Origin of the sequence: Bacillus sp. JJ783 (genome assembly GCF_036963225.1) — a bacterium.
GTDB classification, from domain to species: Bacteria; Bacillota; Bacilli; order Bacillales; family Bacillaceae_G; genus Bacillus_A; species Bacillus_A cereus_U.
In genome coordinates, this window is record NZ_JBALMG010000116.1 from 1 (window position 1) to 3,006 (window position 3,006).

Sequence of the window (3,006 nt, forward strand, 5' to 3'; positions counted from 1 at the left end):
CTTATCATGGCTATAACTCCTTACTTGAAATCATACAGCCTTATCATGGCTATAACTCTTTACTTGAAATTACATAGCCTTATTGTGGCTGCAACTCCTTATCTTTAATTAGACATAGCTCTATTGTGGCAACAATTTAGTAATTTATGAAACGTTATAGCTATATGATGGCTACAACTCTTAAAAAATGAAACGAGCATGCCCTGATCATTATCCTTCTAAAAAAAAAATTATTCTATATGATTTTATGATAAACGTTGATATAAAGCCATTTCATAAAATATGATTGAAAACTCGATTAAACCATTATAGCTATATGATGGCTACAACTGTCATCATAAAAACTCACACAATTCCTTATATACCAATGGTTACAGCGGTTTTTTATATAATTTAAGTTGTTTTGAAAACATGAAACGCTATAGCTATATGACGGCAGGAAATATGAAATGAAATGAAACGTTTATAGCGGTATGATGGCTACAACTTTTCAAGTAAAAGCAAAGCTACACCCCTATATAACAACGTTTATGTGGTATTTACAAAATATTATTATTCAACCAAAACATGAAACGTTATAGCTATATGATGGCTACAACTGTAAAACGAAATCAGCGAAAAACCCTATTAAATCAATGCTTAATAAAGATTTACCACAATTTATACCACGTTTCATATTTACTAAACTTCATAGACCTATGGTGGCAACAAACTTTTTTTCATGAAACGTCAAACCCCTTGTCGCACAAGGGATTGAGGCACGTTTCATTTTTTTGTTTTTCCTCTTAAAGGGACAGATTTCACCAGCATTCGATTTGATATAATCAGAAATGTAATTCTATACCTAATTGTGGGGAAAACTGCAACTTAAAATAAAAGGAGGTGAAAAAGATGGCAAAACCTTTCGTTATAAAGAACAAACGTAGTTTGAATGGTGAAACAACAACACCGGTAATTGTAACAATTAAATCATGGCAAAAGTTAGTAGAAGCTTTGGAAGGTAAGTATTACAGTTTTAAAGATACTTATTTAGAAGACATTGTGAAGTCAATGTCCTATGAAGAACGAATTGCAGATGAAGAGGGGTTTGTTGAACAAGCAAAGCCATCTTTTTCACTGAAAATGAAAAAAGTTTTAGATAAAGTAAGTGTATTTGATAAAAATGAGGGCAGAAAACATAAGCTATATGGTATTACAAATGCTGATTTAGAAGTATTTCTATTTCTTCATAAAAAATGTAATACATATGGTGAGCTTTCGCATGTATCGATCCACATGCTTTGGGAAGATTATAAAAATTATAAAGAAGCATTTGCACATATTCACCACTCACAATTTTATGTGGCTTTGAAGAAGTTAAGTTTCCATAACATCATTACAATTGAAAATGAGTACAGTGGTAAATATAAGATTACCTTAACTGATTTCATGAATAAGGAAACAAATAAAGCAAATGCATATACATTTATCAGCCCGATAGTATTTACCAAAGAATTCTTTGAGTTATCCATTGCAGCTAAGAAACTATTCATGGATGTAGCAATGCAGCAGAAACGCGAAACTACCCTGAAACGTTCTTTATTTAAAGTTGATGAACAAGGAAACTCAACTCACTTTGGCGGTATGTATCGTTACTTACATAAGAAATACCCACATCAGATTCGTGCTGTACTTGAGGAATTAGAAACAAAACTTTCTGCTACTGGATCTCCTTTATTTAAAATTTGCAAGTTAGAAAAAGGGAAGAAGAATAAAAAGCAATACACAACATTGCATTTATCTGTACATCCTGATTTCTTATGCGCGAAAGAAGAAGGAGCAGAATACCGTGATCCATTTACACCACGAGATACATATAAGCGTAAAGTTAAATTCATTGAGAACTTGTTAGTTGAAATGAATATTGCTGAATTTGCAAAGGATATGAACCAATTCATTAACGTTTTAAAACACTCTTGTCATCGTCAAATTCGCCAAGTAGTTCGTGGCTTACGAGAAATGATTGATCGACAAGAAGGTTATCCTAAAAAGCTTGTTTATACACTAAGTAAATTATTAAAGCAATCTTCTCAATATCGTGTATTAGACACAGCTGCTAAAACTGGTATTTATCCTTTAATTACACACAATGTACCTAAACATGATCAAGAAGAGGCCATTTTTAAATTTGGTACTCATTTTGCTATATACTCTTTACGCAATGTTCAAAAGCTATTCCGTAAAGCGCATGACCTGCTGCATGCGAAACATGCTGTACCTGTAACTATAGATGCTTATCATCGTAATTACATGCAGTATCAAGAGGAATCACTATTTAGAAAATATGCTTATGAGCAAGGAGTAAATATTAACGCATATACAGCATTAGAAATTGAAATTCGCGAACTATTAAAGTCTAGTGGGCATAAAGGAAATCAAATCCCTAGCGATATTCGTGAACTGTTCATTGAAAAAATTGATAAATTGCCGAAGGAAAAGATTCGTGTAATTGAGGTCCCTGAAGACTTTGATTTAATTCAGTTTCTACAGTCCTTAGAAGCATATTACCGTTCAACTAGTGAAGTACCGCATACGGTCGATCAGCTGCTTCCAGCAATATAAAGATACAGCTCTCTATTTTTGAAAAAACAAAAGTGGAGGGCTATTCGTATTGGAGATAACATGTGGAATGCATTACTTCAAACAAAACAGAGAGAAAGTTTTCAATCTTAATGATTACGACTCTCTATTTTTTATGCAATTACATACATTGCACGTGAAACAAAATGAGATATTCACAATTTCCGAGTTGAAGAATCTGAATTTTTAATTACTTTATGCCGTTTCATCTACAAAAAAGCATAAATATTTTTTATTATTCTGTTGATATCTTAATAATTTTGACCTGATGTGTATAATAGAAAGCTTTAAGTACTGTTCTTATCATGTTCTACCTCTAAATCTACTTAAAATCAGAAAAAATTCTGTTAGTTATGTTTAAAAAGTGGATTCTGTTCCTAACTATGA

1 protein-coding gene is annotated in these 3,006 nt (G+C 32.1%); it reads left to right on the forward strand.

The features are described 5' to 3' along the window. The first annotated feature begins 891 nt into the window (after nucleotides 1–891). Nucleotides 892–2,601 carry a hypothetical protein gene (locus V7038_RS22475; protein WP_098988933.1) on the forward strand — a complete coding sequence of 570 codons (1,710 nt, stop codon included), beginning with the start codon at nucleotides 892–894 and terminating at the stop codon, nucleotides 2,599–2,601. Nucleotides 2,602–3,006: the final 405 nt, after the last annotated feature.